The organism is Micromonospora sp. NPDC093244, from assembly GCF_040683695.1.
Classification (GTDB): domain Bacteria; phylum Actinomycetota; class Actinomycetes; order Mycobacteriales; family Micromonosporaceae; genus Micromonospora.
Genome location: NZ_JBFBEO010000002.1, coordinates 462863 through 479110 on the forward strand (window position 1 = coordinate 462863; position 16248 = coordinate 479110).

16 protein-coding genes are annotated in these 16248 nt (G+C 73.2%); 6 read left to right on the forward strand and 10 right to left on the reverse strand.

Going from position 1 to position 16248, the window contains the following annotated elements; translation table 11 throughout:
* Positions 1–1323: a hypothetical protein gene (locus tag AB0N27_RS12160; RefSeq protein ID WP_364367334.1), complete on the reverse strand. Its 1323-nt coding sequence runs from the start codon at positions 1321–1323 to the stop codon at positions 1–3.
* 134 nt (positions 1324–1457) lie between these two features.
* Between AB0N27_RS12160 and AB0N27_RS12165 the strand changes: the two genes are divergently transcribed.
* The 6 genes from AB0N27_RS12165 to hutH are packed head-to-tail and all read left to right on the forward strand — an operon-like array spanning position 1458 to position 9283.
* Positions 1458–2297: a MurR/RpiR family transcriptional regulator gene (locus AB0N27_RS12165; protein ID WP_364367337.1), complete on the forward strand. Its 840-nt coding sequence runs from the start codon at positions 1458–1460 to the stop codon at positions 2295–2297.
* 16 nt (positions 2298–2313) lie between these two features.
* The gene (hutU, locus tag AB0N27_RS12170) at positions 2314–3972 is read left to right on the forward strand and encodes a urocanate hydratase (protein ID WP_364367340.1); all 1659 of its coding nucleotides are present in this window, start codon (positions 2314–2316) and stop codon (positions 3970–3972) included.
* Positions 3969–5171 (forward strand): allantoate amidohydrolase, encoded by a 1203-nt coding sequence (locus tag AB0N27_RS12175; RefSeq protein WP_364367343.1) that lies wholly within the window; start codon positions 3969–3971, stop codon positions 5169–5171. The genes hutU and AB0N27_RS12175 overlap by 4 nt, the downstream gene beginning before the upstream one ends.
* 49 nt (positions 5172–5220) lie before the next feature.
* Positions 5221–6582, forward strand: a complete 1362-nt coding sequence (locus AB0N27_RS12180; protein WP_364367346.1) for a formimidoylglutamate deiminase — start codon at positions 5221–5223, stop codon at positions 6580–6582.
* Positions 6579–7748, forward strand: coding sequence for an imidazolonepropionase (gene hutI / locus AB0N27_RS12185; protein ID WP_364367349.1), 1170 nt, complete (start codon positions 6579–6581; stop codon positions 7746–7748). The genes AB0N27_RS12180 and hutI overlap by 4 nt, the downstream gene beginning before the upstream one ends.
* Positions 7745–9283, forward strand: a complete 1539-nt coding sequence (gene hutH / locus AB0N27_RS12190; RefSeq protein ID WP_364367353.1) for a histidine ammonia-lyase — start codon at positions 7745–7747, stop codon at positions 9281–9283. The genes hutI and hutH overlap by 4 nt, the downstream gene beginning before the upstream one ends.
* 62 nt (positions 9284–9345) lie before the next feature.
* Here the strand turns inward: hutH and rdgB are convergent, their stop codons facing one another.
* The 9 genes from rdgB to AB0N27_RS12235 all read right to left on the reverse strand — a co-directional run bounded on the left by rdgB (position 9346) and on the right by AB0N27_RS12235 (position 16151).
* Complete coding sequence (rdgB, locus tag AB0N27_RS12195) at positions 9346–9963, reverse strand: RdgB/HAM1 family non-canonical purine NTP pyrophosphatase (RefSeq protein WP_364367356.1); 618 nt, start codon at positions 9961–9963, stop codon at positions 9346–9348.
* On the reverse strand, positions 9960–10685 hold the full coding sequence (rph, locus tag AB0N27_RS12200; protein WP_357980489.1) for a ribonuclease PH: 726 nt from the start codon (positions 10683–10685) through the stop codon (positions 9960–9962). The genes rdgB and rph overlap by 4 nt, the downstream gene beginning before the upstream one ends.
* 122 nt (positions 10686–10807) lie before the next feature.
* Positions 10808–11551, reverse strand: coding sequence for an MBL fold metallo-hydrolase (locus AB0N27_RS12205; protein WP_364367360.1), 744 nt, complete (start codon positions 11549–11551; stop codon positions 10808–10810).
* Between the two features lie 224 nt (positions 11552–11775).
* Positions 11776–12741, reverse strand: a complete 966-nt coding sequence (locus tag AB0N27_RS12210) for a pyridoxal-phosphate dependent enzyme (protein ID WP_364367363.1) — start codon at positions 12739–12741, stop codon at positions 11776–11778.
* 11 nt (positions 12742–12752) lie between these two features.
* On the reverse strand, positions 12753–13082 hold the full coding sequence (locus AB0N27_RS12215) for a MoaD/ThiS family protein (RefSeq protein WP_139583459.1): 330 nt from the start codon (positions 13080–13082) through the stop codon (positions 12753–12755).
* 65 nt (positions 13083–13147) lie between these two features.
* Complete coding sequence (locus AB0N27_RS12220; RefSeq protein ID WP_364367367.1) at positions 13148–13636, reverse strand: M67 family metallopeptidase; 489 nt, start codon at positions 13634–13636, stop codon at positions 13148–13150.
* 52 nt (positions 13637–13688) lie between these two features.
* Positions 13689–14183 carry a DUF2017 domain-containing protein gene (locus AB0N27_RS12225; RefSeq protein WP_364370649.1) on the reverse strand — a complete coding sequence of 165 codons (495 nt, stop codon included), beginning with the start codon at positions 14181–14183 and terminating at the stop codon, positions 13689–13691.
* A gap of 2 nt (positions 14184–14185) precedes the next feature.
* Entirely contained in the window at positions 14186–14476 is a 291-nt protein-coding gene (clpS, locus tag AB0N27_RS12230; protein ID WP_139583456.1) for an ATP-dependent Clp protease adapter ClpS, read from the reverse strand.
* Between the two features lie 148 nt (positions 14477–14624).
* The gene (locus tag AB0N27_RS12235; RefSeq protein ID WP_364367370.1) at positions 14625–16151 is read right to left on the reverse strand and encodes a hypothetical protein; all 1527 of its coding nucleotides are present in this window, start codon (positions 16149–16151) and stop codon (positions 14625–14627) included.
* Positions 16152–16248: the final 97 nt, after the last annotated feature.

The window sequence follows — 16248 nt, forward strand, 5'->3', positions numbered from 1 at the left end:
TCAGCTGTTCCGGTGCCACAGGTCGCGCAGCGCGTCCCAGTTGCCGCCGATACCGGACTCGCACGGCGTCTCGAAGTACACGGCGCCCAGCCGGTCGTCCCGGTCCCACCAGATGCCGCACATGACACGCCCGTCACCGGGGTTGCCGGCGTACTCCACGTAGCTGCCGGTGGCCCCGCTGGCACCCCCGGTGGTGCGCGCCCCCTGCCGGATCCCCGGCGAGAGGGTGCCGGCGAGGAAGGCGAGCTGCTCGCGGTAGGCGCGCGCCGCATCCTTCGTGGTCGTGGACTCGAAGAGCGCGAAGTGGACGAACACGTTGCCGTACCTGCAGAAGACGTGCCGTTTCTCGTCCTTCGGCAGCTTCGGGCCACCGGCCTCCCGGTCGGACGCGCAGTCGCCCATCCGGGCGAGCCAGGGCTCGGCGAGCGGCACCAGGTCTGGGTCGAACTTCGCCTTGTTCAAGGCGTACTGGGTCTTCTCGAACAGCGGCGTGGACGGACTGGCCGGCGACTTGTCCGCCGAGGGCGTGTCGCCACCGCGGGCGCCGCCACCGAAGAAGCCGGCGCCGGCGGCGAGGACGGCGGTCAGGACGATGCCGCCGATCCACAGGCCCGTCCTACTGCGCGGGGGACGGGCCACCGGGGCGATCCGCCGACCGCCGGAGGTGGAGAGTGGGTCGAACGGCGGGACCGACGGGCCACTGTCGGCGTACGCCGGGGACTGCGGCGCGGCCGAGACCGGCGGCAGTGTGGGCGTGGTCGGCGCGGGCGAGGCCGGCGCGGCCGAGACCGGGGTCGGGGCGGCGGACGCGGGCGGCGCGGACGCCGACACCGGCTGGCCGGAGACCGGGGACATGTGCACCGCCCACGGGAGCTGCGGCTTCTCCGACACCAGCTCGGGGGTCTGGGACTGCGGCGGCCCGCTGGCCTGCTGCGGCACGCCCGACACGGGCGGGGTGGGCGGCGCGGACGTGGGCGGTGCCGAGGTGGGCGGCGCGGAGACCGGCGGGTCGGGCACCGGCTGGTAGTCCATGCCGAGGCTCTGGAAGAGCCGCTGCGGCGCGTGCCCCTCCTCGGCCCGGTAGGCGACCCACGGGTGGGCGGCGGTCAGGTCGGCGTCGGCGTAGCGGTGACCGCCGGCCGCCTGGGCCAGCGCGTTCGCCGCGTTGCCGAAGGCCACCCGCCAGCGCTCGTCGGACGCCGCGACCCCGTCCAGCACGGCAACGGTGGCGAACTGCCCCTGCCCGTCCACCGCGGCCCAGGCCTTACCAACCTGACACGCGCCCAACATGTGGGTGTACCTGTATGGGCTCTCCGGCTGCATGCCACTCCTTAGCTCAACCGCCGTGGATCCTACAGAGGCGGTGCCATTCCAGCGCCCCGCCGGTCGGCGGAGTGGCGGGTGGTGGGACGGGCGAACCCTTGCCCCCTGAAAGTTTTCATGCATAGAGTCACGGCGTGAATGAAGGAGCGTCGGTCGAGCAGGTGCTGGACCTGTTCGACGGAGTGCGGCTCACCCCCACCCAGCGGCGGATCGCCCACTGCCTCGTGCAGCACGCGCCGGCAGTGGCGTACCTGTCGGCGGCCGAGGTCGCCGAACTGGCAGGGGTCAGCCAGCCCTCGGTCACCCGGTTCGCCGTCGCGCTCGGGCACGACGGCTACCCGGCGCTGCGCCGTCGGCTGCGCGACCTGACCGCCGCCGCCGGCCCGCCGGCGGACGCCGGCAACGAGCTCCAGCAGGCGGTACGCGCCGAGATGGGCAACCTGGACCGGCTGGCCGGCCAGCTCGCCGACCGGGACCGGATCGCCGAGACCGGTCGGCTGCTCGCCGCCAGCCGTCCGCTTCCGGTGCTCGGCCTGCGCGCCGCCGCGCCGCTGGCCGCGTACTTCGCCTACTTCGCCGCCAAGGTCCACCCGGACGTACGGGTCCTCGACGACGGCGGCAGCCTGCTCACCGACCGCCTGGAGCAGGCCGCTGAGGCAGGCGCGTCCGCAGTGCTCGCCTTCGTGCTGCCCCGTTATCCCCGGGAAACGCTCGACGCGCTGCGCGAGGCGCGCGCCGCCGGGCTGACAGTGGTGGCGATCACCGACTCCCCGGTGAGCCCGGCCACCGAGCACGCCGACGTGGTGCTGCCCGCGGCTGTCGGCGCGCAGCTCGTCTTCGACCTGCACACCGCCCCGATGACCCTTGCCATGGTGCTGTTGCAGGCGATCTGCGACGCCGCGCCGGCCGACACCCAACGCCGACTGGAGGCGTTCGAAGCCTCCGCGGCCCGCCGACAGTTGTTCCTCGGATGACCGGAGGAGACCAGAGATGACCCAGCCTGTCCGTGCCGCACGGGGCAGCCAGCTCACCGCCCGGGGCTGGCCGCAGGAGGCCGCCCTGCGGATGCTGATGAACAACCTCGACCCCGAGGTGGCCGAACGCCCCGACGACCTGGTCGTCTACGGAGGCACCGGCAGGGCCGCGCGGGACTGGCCGTCGTACCACGCGTTGGTCCGTACGCTCACCGACCTGCGCGAGGACGAGACGATGCTTGTGCAGTCGGGCCGCCCGGTGGGTGTCATGCGCACGCACGAGTGGGCGCCCCGCGTGCTGCTGGCCAACTCGAACCTGGTCGGCGACTGGGCGACCTGGCCGGAGTTCCGCCGCCTCGAACAGCTCGGCCTCACCATGTACGGGCAGATGACAGCCGGTTCGTGGATCTACATCGGCACCCAGGGCATCCTCCAGGGCACCTACGAGACGTTCGCGGCGGTGGCCACCAAACGGTTCGGGGGCAGCCTGGCGGGCACGCTGACGCTCACCGCCGGCTGCGGCGGGATGGGCGGCGCGCAGCCCCTCGCCGTCACCATGAACGACGGCGTCTGCCTGATCGTGGACGTGGACCGGACCCGCCTCGACCGGCGGGTGCACGACCGTTACCTGGACGAGGTCGCGGACTCCCTCGACGACGCGGTCGAGCGGGTCCTCGCCGCGAAGCGGGACCGGCGGGCGCTGAGCGTCGGCGTGGTGGGCAACGCCGCCGAGGTCTTCCCCGACCTGCTCAGCCGGGGCGTGGAGATCGACATCGTGACCGACCAGACAAGCGCGCACGACCCACTGGCGTACCTGCCGGTGGGCGTGGAGCTGGCCGACGGCCGCGACTACGCGGCGGCGAAACCCGCCGAGTTCACCGATCGGGCGCGGGCGTCGATGGCGAGGCACGTCGAGGCGATGGTCGGCTTCCTCGACGCCGGCGCCGAGGTGTTCGACTACGGCAACTCGATCCGGGGTGAGGCGCAGCTCGGTGGGTACGAGCGCGCCTTCGACTTCCCCGGCTTCGTGCCCGCGTACATCCGGCCGTTGTTCTGCGAGGGCAGGGGCCCGTTCCGCTGGGCGGCGCTCTCCGGCGACCCGGCCGACATCGCCGCCACCGACCGGGCCATCCTGGATCTGTTCCCGGAGAACGAGTCCCTCGCGCGGTGGATCAAGCTGGCCGGTGAGCGGGTCGCCTTCCAGGGCCTACCGGCCCGGATCTGCTGGCTCGGTCAGGGCGAGCGGGACCGGGCGGGTGTGCGGTTCAACGACATGGTCGCCTCCGGTGAACTCTCCGCCCCTGTCGTCATCGGCCGGGACCACCTGGACACCGGAAGCGTCGCCAGCCCCTACCGGGAGACCGAGGGGATGGCCGACGGCTCCGACGCGATCGCCGACTGGCCGCTGCTGAACGCGCTTGTCAACACGGCGAGCGGCGCCTCCTGGGTGTCCATCCACCACGGCGGCGGTGTCGGCATCGGACGGTCGATCCACGCCGGTCAGGTCTGCGTCGCCGACGGCACCGCCCTCGCCGGCCAGAAGATCGAGCGGGTCCTCACCAACGACCCGGCGATGGGCGTCATCAGGCACGTCGACGCCGGCTACGACATCGCCCGCGACGTCGCCGCGCGGACCGGCGTGCGGGTGCCGATGGCGGAGGGTGGCGGCGCGTGAGCGACGACCTGTCGAGCCGGTTCCGGGCTCTGTGGGACGAGATCGCGCCGGTCGGGCGGGACGCCGGCAGCGGCGGCTACCTGCGCTACGCCCTGACGGAGACCGAGCTGGAGTTGCGTGCCTGGTTCCGCTCCCAGGCGCAGCGGCGCGGCCTGCCGGTCACCGGGGACGGCAACGGCAACCTCTTCGCGCACTGGGGTAACCCGGAGGGCTCCGACGCGGTGCTGACCGGCAGTCACTTCGACTCGGTGCCGCACGGCGGGGCGTACGACGGGCCGCTCGGCATCGTCAGCGCGTTCCTGGCCGTGGACGAGCTGCGCGCCGCGGGGGTCACCCCGACCCGACCGCTGGTGCTCGCCGCGTTCGTGGAGGAGGAGGGGGCGCGCTTCGGCGTACCGTGTCTGGGGTCGCGGCTGCTCACCGGCGCGCTTGCGGCCGACCGCGCCGCCGGCCTGCGCGACGCGGCCGGGGTGGGTTTCGCCGAGGCGCTCGGCGACCGGCCGGCCGGTGCCCGGCCGGACCTGCTGGCCCGGTTCGGCGCCTTCGTGGAGCTGCACGTCGAGCAGGGCCGCGCGCTTGTCGACGCGGACACGCCGGTCGGGGTGGCGAGCGCGATCTGGCCGCACGGCCGCTGGCGCTTCGAGGTGGTCGGCGAGGGAAACCACGCGGGTACCACCCGGATGGCCGACCGCCGCGACCCGATGCTCACCTACGCGTTCACGGTGCTGGCGGCGAACAAGGAGGCCCGGCTGCGCGGCGCGCACGCCACAGTCGGCCGGGTCGCCGTGGAACCCAACGCCACGAACGCCATCCCGTCGAAGGTGACCGGCTGGCTGGACGCGCGCGCCGCCGACCCGGAGACGCTTACCGGGCTGGTCGACGCGGTGCGCGGCAAGCTCGCCGAGCGGGCCCGCCGCGACGGTACGGAGGTGACAGTCACAGAGGAGTCGGTGACCCCGCTCGTCGCGTTCGACGGTGGGCTGGCCAAGCGGCTGGCCACGCTGCTCGACGCCCCGGTGCTGCCCACCGGTGCGGGACACGACGCGGGGGTGCTCGCCGCGCACCTGCCCACCGCGATGCTCTTCGTGCGCAATCCGACAGGGGTGTCGCACTCCCCCTTCGAGGCGGCCACCGACGAGGACTGCGCCGCTGGGGTGCGCGCGCTGGCCCGCGTGCTGGAGGAGCTGACATGCGGCTGATCGACGTGGTGTGCCCGCCGGAGGGTCGCACCGAAGGGAGGCTGGGAGCATGACCTCCACCCGCTGGCTCGCCGAGTACGCCTGGCTGCCCGAGCACGCCGAACCCACGCCCGACGTGCTGATCGAGGTCGAGGACGGCCGGATCAGCGCCGTGACGCCGCTGACCCCCGGAAGCCGGCCACCGGCCGGGGTGGAGGTGTACGCCGACGCCGTGCCGCTTCCCGGTCTGACCCTGCCCGGGCTGGCCAACGCGCACTCGCACGCGTTCCACAGGGCGCTGCGGGGGCGTACCCACGGCGGCCGGGGTGACTTCTTCAGCTGGCGTGACCGGATGTACGCCGTCGCGGACCGGCTGGACCCGGACACCTACCTCGCCCTGGCGCGCGCCGTCTACGCCGAGATGGCCCTCGCGGGCATCACGTGCGTCGGCGAGTTCCACTACCTGCACCACAGGCCCGACGGCGGCGCGTACGACGACCCGAACGCGATGGGCGTGGCGCTTGTCGAGGCCGCCGCGCACGCCGGGATCCGGCTCACCCTGCTGGACACCTGCTACCTGAGCGCGGGCGTGGACGGCCGTCCCCTCGCCGGGCCGCAGCGGCGATTCGGTGACGGGGACGCGACGCGGTGGGCCGAGCGGGCGACGGCGTTCCGGCCCACCGACGGCCACGCCCGGGTCGGCGCGGCCGTGCACTCGGTGCGGGCGGTCCCCGCCGACCAGCTCCGCACGGTCGCCGACTGGGCCCGGGACCGGCAGGCGCCCCTGCACGTGCACCTTTCCGAGCAGCCCGCCGAGAACGACGAGTGCCGGGCCGTGCACGGGCGTACCCCCACCGCTCTGCTCGCCGAACACGGCGTCCTCGGGCCGGGCACGACAGCCGTGCACGCCACCCACCCGACGAGCGCCGACCTCTCGGTGCTCGCTGACAGTCGGACCGGGGTGTGCCTCTGCCCGACCACCGAACGCGACCTCGCCGACGGCATCGGCCCGGCCCGGCTCATGGCCGAGGCGGGCATCCGGTTGAGCCTCGGCAGCGACAGCCACGCCGTGATCGACCTGTTCGAGGAGGCCCGGGCCGTGGAGCTGGACGAGCGGCTGCGTACCCGCCGGCGCGGCCACTTCAGCCCCGTCGACCTGCTGACCGCCGCCAGCGCCACCGGGCACGCGGCGCTGGGCTGGGCCGACGCCGGGCGGATCGCCGTCGGCGCCCGTGCCGACCTGGTGACGATACGGCTGGACAGCGCCCGCACCGCCGGGGTCCCGCCGGTGGGCGCGTTCTTCGCGGCCGGGGCTGCGGACGTCGACCAGGTGGTGGTGGACGGTCGGGTGGTGGTGGCCGAGGGCCGGCACCTGAGCGTCGACGTGCCAGCCGAACTGGCGGCGTCGATCGAGGCGGTGACGCCGTCATGAGCGGCAGCCTGCTTGTCGACAACATCGGCGAGCTGGTCACCAACGGTCTCGGCGAGGGCCCGCTGGGCATCCGCCGCGACGCGGCAGTGCTTGTCGAGGAGGGCCGGGTGGCCTGGGTCGGCGCGGCCGCTTACGCGCCGGCCGCCGACCGGCGGGTGGACGCCGGCGGGGCGGCCGTGCTGCCCGGCTTCGTGGACAGCCACGCCCACCTGGTCTTCGCCGGGGACCGGGCCGCCGAGTTCGCCGCCCGGATGGCCGGCGAGCCGTACACCGGCGGCGGGATCCGCACCACTGTCGGCGCGACCCGGGCCGCCAGCGACGACGACCTGCGGGCCACCGTGCGCCGACTGCGCGGGGAGGCCCTGCGCCAGGGCACCACGACCATGGAGATCAAGAGTGGGTACGGGCTGACAGTCGCCGACGAGGCCCGCTCGCTGCGGATCGCCGCCGAGACCAGCACCGAGACCACCTTCCTCGGGGCGCACGTGGTGCCCGCCGAGTACGCCGACCGTCCCGACGACTACGTCGGCCTCGTCTGTGGGCCGATGCTTGCCGCCGCCGCGCCGCACGCGAAGTGGATCGACGTGTTCTGCGAGCGGGGCGCCTTCGACGTCGACCACGCCCGGGCCATCCTCGCCTGCGGGCAGGCCGTGGGGCTGGGCGTACGACTGCACGCCAACCAGCTCGGCCCCGGCCCGGGCGTGCAACTCGGAGTGGAGCTGGGGGCGGCGAGCGTGGACCACTGCACCCACCTGTCCGACGCCGACGTCGACGCGCTCGCGGGCGCGCACACCACCACCGTCGCCACCCTGCTGCCCGGCGCCGAGTTCTCCACCCGCTCGCCCTACCCCGACGCCCGCCGGCTGCTCGACGCCGGTGTCACAGTCGCGCTGGCGACGGACTGCAACCCCGGCTCGTCGTACACCTCGTCGATGCCCTTCTGCATCGCCCTCGCGGTCCGCGAGATGCGGATGACCCCGGCGGAGGCGGTCCGGGCCGCGACCGTCGGCGGCGCGCGGGCGCTGCGCCGCGACGACGTCGGCGTGCTCACCCCCGGCGCGCGGGCCGACCTCGTCGTCCTGGACGCGCCGTCCTACCTGCACCTGGCCTACCGGCCCGGTGTCCCGCTGATCCGCAAGGTTCTGCTCAACGGAGTTCCGCAATGACGAACGTGACAATCCAGCCCACCGGGATCTCCGCCGACGACGTCCTCGCGGTGGCCCGCGGCACCGCCACGGTGGTCCTCGACCCGGCCACCCGGGAGGCCATGGCGACCAGCCGCACCATCGTGGACGGCATCGAGGCCGCCGGACGGCCCGTGTACGGCGTGTCGACCGGGTTCGGGGCGCTGGCGAACACCTTCGTCGCGCCGGAGCGGCGGGCCGAGCTGCAACACGCGCTGATCCGCTCGCACGCCGCAGGGGTGGGCGCGCCCATGCCCCGCGAGGTGGTCCGGGCCATGATGCTGCTGCGCGTCCGGTCGCTCGCGCTGGGCCGCTCCGGCGTCCGCCCGCTTGTCGCCGAGGCGCTCGTCGACCTGCTCAACCACGACATCACCCCGTGGGTGCCGGAGCACGGCTCGCTCGGCGCGTCAGGTGACCTGGCGCCGCTGGCGCACTGCGCGCTGGTGCTGCTCGGCGAGGGCTGGGTGCTCGGGCCGGCCGGCGAGCGGCGCGACGCGGCCGACGTGCTCGCCGCCGCCGGGCTCAAGCCGATCGAGCTGGCCGCCAAGGAGGGGCTGGCGCTGATCAACGGCACCGACGGCATGCTCGGCATGCTGCTGCTGGCCATCCACGACGCGGCGCACCTGTTCGCCATGGCCGACGTGACTGCCGCGCTGGCCATCGAGGCGATGCTCGGTTCGGAGCGGCCGTTCCTGCCCGAGCTGCACGCGATCCGCCCGCACCCCGGTCAGGCGACGTCGGCGGCGAACATCCACCGCCTGTTGCAGGACTCCCGGGTGATGGACTCGCACCGCGACGACCTGGCGCACGCCGTGCAGGACGCGTACTCGATGCGGTGTGCCCCGCAGGTCGCCGGCGCGGCCCGGGACACCCTGGACTTCGTCCGCACCGTCGCCGGCCGGGAGCTGGTGTCGGTAGTGGACAACCCGGTGGTGCTGCCCGACGGCCGGGTCGAGTCGACAGGCAACTTCCACGGCGCGCCGCTCGGCTTCGCCGCGGACTTCCTCGCCATCGCCGCCGCCGAGGTGGGGGCGATCGCCGAGCGGCGGGTCGACCGGCTGCTCGACGTCACCCGGTCCCGGGAACTGCCCGCGTTCCTCTCCCCCGACGCCGGGGTGAACTCCGGGCTGATGATCGCCCAGTACACGGCGGCCGGGATCGTCGCGGAGAACCGGCGTCTGGCCTCCCCCGCGTCGGTGGACTCGCTTCCCACAAGCGGCATGCAGGAGGACCACGTCTCGATGGGCTGGGCGGCGGCCAAGAAGCTGCGCACAGTCCTGGACAACCTGACCAGTCTGCTCGCGGTGGAGCTGCTGGCCGGCGTACGCGGGCTCCAACTGCGTGCGCCGCTGGTGCCGTCGCCGGCCGGTCGGGCCGCCGTCGCCGCCCTGGGCGGGGCGGCGGGCGAACCCGGCCCGGACGTGTTCCTCGCCCCCGTCATGGAGGCGGCCCGCGCGGTGGTGGCCGGCCCGCAGCTGCGCGCCGCCATCGAACGGGAGATCGGCCCGCTGGGCTGACCTCCGCCCGGTCGCTGTCGTCCGCCGCACGTCAGGCGGCGGGCGGCAGCACCTCGCGCACGTCAGGCGGCGGGCGGCAGCACCTTCGCGACCAGCTTGGCCAGCTCCCGCAGTGCCTTGCCACGGTGGCTGATCGCGTCCTTCTCCGCCGGGGTCAACTCGGCGTTGGTCCGGTCCTGCCCGTCGCCCAGGAAGATCGGGTCGTAGCCGAACCCGCCGTCACCGCGCGGGGTACGCAGCAGGCGACCTGACTGCCGGCCATCGACCAGGTGCTCCTTGCCGCCGGGCAGCACCAGGGCCACGGTGCAGACGAAGGAGGCGGACCGCTGGTCGTCGGGCAGGTCGGCGATCTGGTCCAGCACCAGTTCGAGGTTGGCGCGGTCGTCCCCGTGCCTGCCCGCCCAGCGGGCGCTGAGCACCCCAGGCATCCCGTTGAGCGCGTCGACGGCGAGACCGGAGTCGTCGGCGATCGTCGGCAGCCCCGTGCGCCGGCAGCCCTCCCGGGCCTTGATCAGCGCGTTCTCGCCGAAGGTGAGACCGGACTCGGGCAGCTCCGGATAGTCCTCGACGTCGTCCAGCCCGAGCAGGGCGACCCGGTGCGCGCCGAGCGCGGCGTCCAGGATGCGCTGGAGTTCCACAAGCTTCTTCTGGTTGCGCGTGGCCAGCAGGACCTTGTTCACAGCAGTGCCTTTCGCTGGGCTTCGGCCAATTCGGCGCACCCGGCCACGGCCAGGTCGAGCAGGCTGTCGAGCTGGTCCCGGGCGAACACGCCAGCCTCACCGGTGCCCTGCACCTCGACGAAGTCGCCCGCGCCCGTGCACACCACGTTCATGTCCACCTCGGCGGCGACGTCCTCCTCGTAGCAGAGGTCGAGGCGCGGCTCGCCGGCGATGATTCCCACGCTGACCGCGGCCACCGAACGGTGCATGACCTTCTCCGGCTTGCCGGCGAGCGACTTGCGGGCGGCCAGCCAGCTGACCGCGTCGTGCAGCGCGACGTACGCGCCGGTGATCGCGGCGGTGCGGGTGCCGCCGTCGGCCTGGAGCACGTCGCAGTCGAGGACCACCGAGTTCTCGCCGAGCGCCTTGAGGTCGATGCACGCGCGCAGGCTGCGGCCGATCAGGCGGGAGATCTCGTGGGTCCGGCCACCGACCCGACCCTTGACGCTCTCCCGGTCGGAGCGGGTGTTGGTGGCCCGGGGCAGCATCGCGTACTCGGCGGTCACCCAGCCGAGCCCGGAGCCCTTGCGCCAGCGGGGCACCCCCTCGGTGACGCTCGCCGTGCAGAGCACCCGGGTGCCGCCGAACTCGACGAGCACCGAGCCCTCCGGGTGGGTGCTCCAGCCCCGCGTCAGGGTCACCGGTCGAAGTTGAGAGGGCCCTCGCCCGTCAGGTCGCGCCATGCCTGCACCCTATGCGGTGCGGTGATCCACCTCCGCCGCGGTGTCCCGACCGGTGTCCGCGTCGCGCATCCGGAGATTCCGGCGACCGCGGCCGGCGCCTACCACCTCGGGCGTGTGCGAGGTCAGATGTCGTAGCTGGCGCCGGGCCGGACCACGTCGATCGGCCCGGTGTACGCGGAGGCGGCCGACTCCAACGTGTGCGCCTCGCTGCCCCAGGCCGCCACCAGGTGGGTGAGCAGCAGCCGACCCACCACAGCCTTGGTCGCCGTCTCGCCGGCCTCCCGGCCGGTCAGGTGCAGATCCGGAGGATTGTCCACCCCGTCGAGGAAGCTCGCCTCGCAGAGGAAGGCGTCGACGTTCTGGGCCAGCCGCAGCAGCGCGTCGCACGGCGCGGTGTCCGACGAGTAGCACAGCGACCTGCCGTCGTGCTCCAGCCGCACCCCGTACGTCTCGACCGGATGGTTGACCCGGTCGACGGTGACCGTGAACGGGCCGATCGGGAACGTGCCCGGCTCCAGCGCGTAGAACTGGTAGACGTCCTCCACCGTGCCGTCGTCGTGGTACGCGGCGCTGAGCTGGTCGGGGGCGCCGGCGGGCGCGTACATCGGCAGGGCCGGATAGGGACCCTCCGGGGCGTACCGGCGGACGACCACGTACGTGACGGCGTCGAGGATGTGGTCGCAGTGCAGGTGGGTCAGCAGGATCGCGTCGGGGGCGTGCAGCCCCGCGTACCGCTGGAGGCTGGACAGCGACCCGGAACCGAAGTCGACAAGGAGTCGGAAGCCCTCGGCCTCGACGAGGTACGCCGAGCACGGGGACTCGGGGCCGGGAAAGCTGCCGGCACAACCCAGGACGGTCAGTCGCATCTGGTCGTCCCACTGTCACTGTCAGTAGTATTGGTGCCGGCCGTCGCTCCAGACATGATCTCTACCGACGCGTACGCCACGCTGGGCAGCCTACGCTGAGGGACCCGAAGGCAAGAATCATCCGCTGGAACTTGTCACGAACGTGACACCTGCTCACAGTGGTGCCGGCAGCGTTCGGGCCGCCGACGCAGACGTCGACGGCCCGTACCCAACGACCATTCCGGTCAGGCCCAGAGCTGGCCCTCCAGGGCGTCCTCGGCGTCGGCCAGCGTCCCGCCGTACGCGCCGGTGGACAGGTACTTCCAACCGCCGTCGCAGACCACGAACGCCACGTCGGCCCGGCGACCGTCGCGGACCGCCTCGTGCGCCACCGCGAGCGCGGCATGCAGGATCGCCCCTGTGGAGAACCCGGCGAAGATGCCCTCCACCTCGACGAGCTGCCGGGTGCGCAGCACCGCGTCCCGGGTGCCCACCGAGAACCGCCGGGACAGCACCGAGGCGTCGTACAGCTCCGGCACGTACCCCTCGTCGATGTTGCGCAGCCCGTAGACCAGCTCGCCGTAACGCGGCTCGGCGGCCACGACCTGGATGCCGTCGACCTTCTCCCGCAGATAGCGACCGGTGCCCATGAGAGTGCCCGTCGTGCCCAGCCCGGCCACGAAGTGCGTGATGGTGGGCAGGTCGTGCAGCAACTCCGGCCCGGTCGTCTCGTAGTGGGCCCGGGCGTTCGCCTCGTTGCCGTACTGGTAGAGCATCACCCAGTCGGGATGCTCGGCGGAGATCTGCTTCGCGGTGGCCACGGCCTGGTTCGACCCGCCCGCCGCCGGCGAGAAGATGATCTCGGCGCCGTACATGCGCAGCAACTGCACCCGCTCGGTCGAGACGTTCTCCGGCATCACACAGACCAGCCGGTAGCCGCGCAGCTTCGCCACCATCGCCAGCGAGATGCCCGTGTTGCCGCTCGTCGGTTCGAGGATGGTGTCACCCGCGCGGAGCCGGCCAGCCTCCTCAGCGGCACGGACCATGAACAGCGCGGCCCGGTCCTTGATGCTGCCTGTCGGGTTCCGGTCCTCCAGTTTGGCCCAGAGCCGCACCGGCGGAGCACCCTCGGGCACCGTCGGCGAGAGCCGGGGCAGACCGACGAGCGGTGTGCCCCCGCACGCGTCGAGCAGGCTGTCGTACCGCGCCATGGCGGCCGTCCTCAGCGAGCAGCGACGGCGTGCTGGCTGATCGCGGCAGCGGCCGCGAAGCCGAACGCGCCGCCGGCCACCGCCGGCAGGATGGTGACGCTGTCACCGTCGGAGAGCTTGGCGTCCAACGCGCCGAGGAACCGGACGTCCTCGTCGTTGACGTAGACGTTGACGAAGCGGTGCAGGGCGCCGGCCTCGGTGACCAGCCGGCCCCGCAGCCCGGCGTGCCGGGAGTCCAGGTCGGTGAGCAGGTCGCCGAGGGTGTCGCCGGCGCCGTCGACGACCTTGGCGCCGCCGGTGTAGCTGCGCAGGATGGTGGGGATGCGAACCTCGATAGCCATGATGTCGTGCTCCTCGTTCAGGTGTGCCTGGGTGACGGGACGAAACGGGTGCGGACGCTGACGGATCAGCGGCCGGAACACTCGTAGTCGACCGTCGCCGGGCTCTGCCCGAACATGTACGACTGGACGGCGTGCGGGTCGACGGCGGCCTCCACGATCTGGACCGGCTCCTCGGTCACCACGCCGTCGACGATCCGGAACGACCGGATCTCCTCCGAGTCGGGCTCGCGGGTCGAGACGAGCAGGTAGTGCGCGCCCGGCTCGCCGGCGAAGGAGACGTCGGTCCGGGACGGGTACGCCTCGGTGGCGGTGTGCGAGTGGTAGATGACCACCGGCTCCTCGTCGCGGTCGTCCATCTCCCGCCACACGCGCAGATGCTCCATCGAGTCGAACTCGTAGAAGGTCATCGAACGCGCCGCGTTGTCCATCGGGATGTGCCGGGTCGGGGTGTCGCCGCCGACGGGACCGGCGACGACGCCGCACGCCTCGTCGGGGTGGTCCCGGCGCGCGTGGGCGACGATCGCGTCGATGATCGACCGGTCGATGCTCAGCACGTGCACCAGCCTAACCCCTGTCGGACGGGGGCTGAAGTGGTGCCGGTCACGCCTAGTCGATCAAGGCGTTGAGCAGCGACTCCTGTAGATACCCGAGATACGCGTAGACCGACAGCTGGAACACCCGGCTGGAGCCCGGGTCCTCGGTGACCGCGTCGTCCAGCTCCTCGCCCAGGTCGGTGCCGTCCTTGATCTCCAGGCGGACACCCATCGCCAGCCGCGCGTCGTTCAACGCCCGCAGCCACGCCTCGGCCGCCTCGGCGTCCAGCCGCACCTCACCACCGGCCTCGTCCGGCAACGCGGCCAGGATCGCGCCCGCCTGATCGATCTTGGCGGTCTTCAGGTCGCCCTCGGTGTAGCGGCGGAACTCGGCGGAGCCCGCCACGTCCTCCGGGTAGACCGCCGGGAAGAGCCGGCCGACGACCGGGTCGGTGTGGTCGAAGCCATCGGTGAGCAGGCCGACCACCTCGGAGGCCACCTTGCGCAGCACCCGCACCTCGTCGACGGCGAAGGTGGCGACATAGCAGCCGGCCTGGCGACGGAACATGCTCACGACTTGTCCACCGTCGCCCACAGCCCGTACGCGTGCAGCTGCGACGCGTCGTGCTCCATCCGCTCCCGCGCGCCGGTGGAGACCACCGCCCGGCCCTTGTGGTGCACGTCAAGCATGAGCTGCTCGGCCCTCTCCCGGCTGTAGCCGAAGAGCTTCTGGAAGACCCAGGTCACGTACGTCATCAGGTTGACCGGGTCGTCCCACACGATCGTCACCCATTGCCGGTCAGCCGCCGGCACCTCGTCAGTGTCCGGCGTCTCGACCGGTGCAACCTGTGGAGCCGCCATGCCCCCCATCGTGCCACCGGTTTCCCGGAACCGAGGAACCGGAACGCCGGCCCGGCGAGGATCGCCCACTCCGGCCGCGCCGGACCCGCCGGGGACGTCGTCGGCCGCGAAGGGTGGGGCGAGCCCTGACGGTGGGTCGACCACGCCGTCAGGCGAGCAGGATGCCGTGGTCGACCGCATCGGAGAGCACCGCGCCGAGCGAGAGACGGATCACCTCGAATCGCCGGGAGATCTCCCGGGACAACCCCAGCTCGACCTCCCGCAACGCCCGCTGGGACCAGGCCCGCGCCGCGTTGTGGTCGGCGTTGCCGGGCGTACGCCACTGCTGCCAGCACCCGCCGGAGAGCGCCACCGCCACCGGCGGGAGCACCTCGTCGCGGGACGACGCCGGATAGCCGGCGAGCGCGTCGATCGCGTCCGTGCCGGTCAGGTTTGCCACCCCGGCCGTGCTGGTGATCAACAACACCCGGTCCAGGTCGCCGCCGTTGCGGTGGTCGGTCAGGCCGTACTGCACGGCGGTGGCGATCCGGCGGCGCACACCCTCGGCGGGTGGGGCGCCGAGCACCCGGGCCGCCGCGTCGGACAGGATGCCGCGTACCGCGTGGTCGCACTGCGTGGTGGCGAGCAAAGACAGGGCGGCCATCTCCCGGTCCAGCAGGTCGGGCAGGCCGGGGCAGCCGACCCCGAAGACGATCTCCTGAACGGCCCGCAGGTGGATGTTTGCCAACTCCAGGGCGAGATGCTGACGGATGCGCTGCGAGCAGGAGCGGGTCTGCCGGTCGAGTTGCTCGGCCCAGTCCCCCGGATCGGCGACGACGGCCACCCGGTCGTGCTGGCCGGGCAGCACCGGAGGATCGGCGCTGGCGCGTTGCAGGCCCTCACGCGCGGACCAGCCCACCAGGGCCCGGCGCAGGTCGGCGGCGGAGGCGGCGTCGGCGACCGGGAACCAGCGCGCGCCGGCCAACGCCGGCACGGCGGCCAGGAGCGCCGCACGGTGCGCCTCCACTGTCACCGCCACCGGATCCACCTCGTCCGGCGAGGCGAACGTCCCCGCCGACGCCGCGCACTCGCCCGACGGACCCCAGCCCGCCGCGCCAGGGGTGACCGCGAAGGTCACCTCCACGCCGGTCGGGGCGACCTCGGCGAGCAGATTCAGCTCCGTGGCGGTGAACGCCTGGTCGGCCGCGATCACGAAGAGCAGCGCGCCGGCCCTGCCCACCGCGTCCAGCAGAACCCGGACGCCTGCCACGCCGAGCGTGCCCGTGTCTGGTGTGTCGACAAGCGTGAAGTGCCGCAGCAGCGGCTCGGCCACACTCAACTCGACCCGTCGGGGCGGGCGGGCCAGCGCCGGCCCGGCCGCGTCACGGTCCGCCCCGTACGAGTAGGGCTGGCGGTAGCCGGGGACGAACGCCGCCCGGGTCGGCACCTTGGCGTGCCGCACCACCAGCCAACTGCCCGCCGGCACGGTGAGCATGACCGGGTCGAGGCCGAGCAGGGTGGCGAGCACGGTACGCCGCTCGGCGCCGGCCGGGCCGACGGCGACCACGCCGAGCGGCTCCTCGGGGGTCGGACCGGTCACGCCCGTGCGGATGGGCAGCGGGCCGCAGCTGGGCAGTTCGGTGTGGCCGGACACGTCGTCGGACGAGTCGACCGAGGGGAGAGGGCCCTGCTTCATCGGGTGGCCTCCCAGGGCAGGTGACCGGGGAACCAGTCACGTGGCAACTCCGGGCGACGCTACCCGGATGTCGGAAGCGTACGGGCGGACCGGCGAC

Excerpts from the sequence above, each read along its gene's own strand:
- AB0N27_RS12205 (WP_364367360.1), bottom strand. The coding sequence starts at position 11,551 with ATGCGACTGACCGTCCTGGGTTGTGCCGGCAGCTTTCCCGGCCCCGAG.
- AB0N27_RS12235 (WP_364367370.1), bottom strand. The coding sequence starts at position 16,151 with ATGAAGCAGGGCCCTCTCCCCTCGGTCGACTCGTCCGACGACGTGTCC.
- hutH (WP_364367353.1), top strand. The coding sequence starts at position 7,745 with ATGACGAACGTGACAATCCAGCCCACCGGGATCTCCGCCGACGACGTC.
- AB0N27_RS12210 (WP_364367363.1), bottom strand. The coding sequence starts at position 12,741 with ATGGCGCGGTACGACAGCCTGCTCGACGCGTGCGGGGGCACACCGCTC.
- AB0N27_RS12180 (WP_364367346.1), top strand. The coding sequence starts at position 5,221 with ATGACCTCCACCCGCTGGCTCGCCGAGTACGCCTGGCTGCCCGAGCAC.
- clpS (WP_139583456.1), bottom strand. The coding sequence starts at position 14,476 with ATGGCGGCTCCACAGGTTGCACCGGTCGAGACGCCGGACACTGACGAG.
- AB0N27_RS12215 (WP_139583459.1), bottom strand. The coding sequence starts at position 13,082 with ATGGCTATCGAGGTTCGCATCCCCACCATCCTGCGCAGCTACACCGGC.
- AB0N27_RS12160 (WP_364367334.1), bottom strand. The coding sequence starts at position 1,323 with ATGCAGCCGGAGAGCCCATACAGGTACACCCACATGTTGGGCGCGTGT.
- hutI (WP_364367349.1), top strand. The coding sequence starts at position 6,579 with ATGAGCGGCAGCCTGCTTGTCGACAACATCGGCGAGCTGGTCACCAAC.
- AB0N27_RS12225 (WP_364370649.1), bottom strand. The coding sequence starts at position 14,183 with ATGTTCCGTCGCCAGGCCGGCTGCTATGTCGCCACCTTCGCCGTCGAC.
- hutU (WP_364367340.1), top strand. The coding sequence starts at position 2,314 with ATGACCCAGCCTGTCCGTGCCGCACGGGGCAGCCAGCTCACCGCCCGG.
- rph (WP_357980489.1), bottom strand. The coding sequence starts at position 10,685 with ATGGCGCGACCTGACGGGCGAGGGCCCTCTCAACTTCGACCGGTGACC.